This is a genomic window from Oleiphilus sp. HI0132 (assembly GCF_001635845.1).
The window spans coordinates 1-1171 of sequence record NZ_LWGJ01000448.1 but is presented as its reverse complement, the minus strand read 5'-3'; the positions used below and the strand labels follow the sequence as shown (position 1 = coordinate 1171).

Genomic DNA, 1171 nt, shown 5'->3' with positions numbered 1-1171 from the left:
GCTGACGTCGGGGTAAAGCCATTAGGGTTAGCGACAGAGAAATCGCTCAACTCACCAAAACCATCCATCAACCTGATATCAACACCCTCTACAACAACAGCGCTTTGTAAAGCCTTGCTGCCATGCGTTTCAACCTGCTCTTTAACGATGTCATTGAGTGAGCCGGCCAGGTAAGCAACACCTGCGACGGCGATTAGTATAATTATCAAAAGTGGTAATAGTATTTTCTTCATAAAGGTTACCTATGGCTGTTGTTGCTTATCTTTTAATTCGTTTTCGCGCTGATTGTGCCTTAATCTGGCCTTAATCACTAACTTCATTTTATGCATTCGATGACCACTGATGAATAATGCGATGGCTATCAAGCCTAGCACTCCGTGACCCGCCAGAGCCTGGCTTCCAAACTCCCGATACACGACATAGTCTTCGATTTGGCCGACAAAGCCAATCATTATGACAAAGCTCAAGAAAATTGCGATAAAGGTCGGTGCGCTGTGCGCACCGGCGGACTCCTTAAGCAGGCGCTTTTCGAGCCTGCCTTAATACTCCACTCGCTCTCCCCATGTTTTAATGATAGGAATCTCTCCCACCCAAACGGGAAGCACCAAGTCTTCAATGTCATCATTTGGGCCGCCCTGTCTTTGTTTCACTGCCCCTTCGTCGATGTCCATCCTGAGTAGTGATGTTGCCTGAAGTTCCTTTTCATTGGGTTGGCGAATTTGTTTCCAACGGCCGGTTTCGAGCTGTTCAACAAAGTGCTCATATGCGGCAAGCTGTTGCTGTTCATCTTCCACCAATTCAAAGTAGCCAAACAGTACAGCCGAACGATAGTTAGCACTGTGATGGAAGCCCGATTTCGCCATTACCCAGGCATTTAATTCAGCGAAGGATACACAGGCTTCGAGCCCACTCGTGAGTTGCTTAACCAGGCGACTGCCTCGACTACCATGGATATAAATCGCATTGTCGACACGCCAGCAAAGCATCGGGATAGACATAGGTTTACCTTCGGGCGCAAAGCAAATATGCGCCAGTTTTAGCTCATCAATCAAGGGGTATAAGTCGCTCTGTTGGTAACTGGCTCGTTTTGCTGCTCGCTTTATTTCAGAGCGCTGCGTTTTCTTTAAGGTCACCTCTATTCTCCTTTGTTATATAAAGATATTTCCTATCG

General features: G+C 46.9%; 3 protein-coding genes. All 3 read right to left on the bottom strand.

Translation table 11 applies throughout. The features are described from left to right. The coding region (locus tag A3766_RS05545) for a hypothetical protein (protein ID WP_197479349.1) at window positions 1-233 on the bottom strand (233 nt) is incomplete at its 3' end. A gap of 9 nt (window positions 234-242) precedes the next feature. Next, window positions 243-467 (bottom strand): hypothetical protein, encoded by a 225-nt coding sequence (locus A3766_RS05540; RefSeq protein ID WP_156490509.1) that lies wholly within the window; start codon window positions 465-467, stop codon window positions 243-245. 72 nt (window positions 468-539) lie between these two features. Next, entirely contained in the window at window positions 540-1133 is a 594-nt protein-coding gene (locus tag A3766_RS05535) for a pyridoxamine 5'-phosphate oxidase family protein (RefSeq protein WP_197469914.1), read from the bottom strand. Between the last annotated feature and the right edge of the window lie 38 nt (window positions 1134-1171).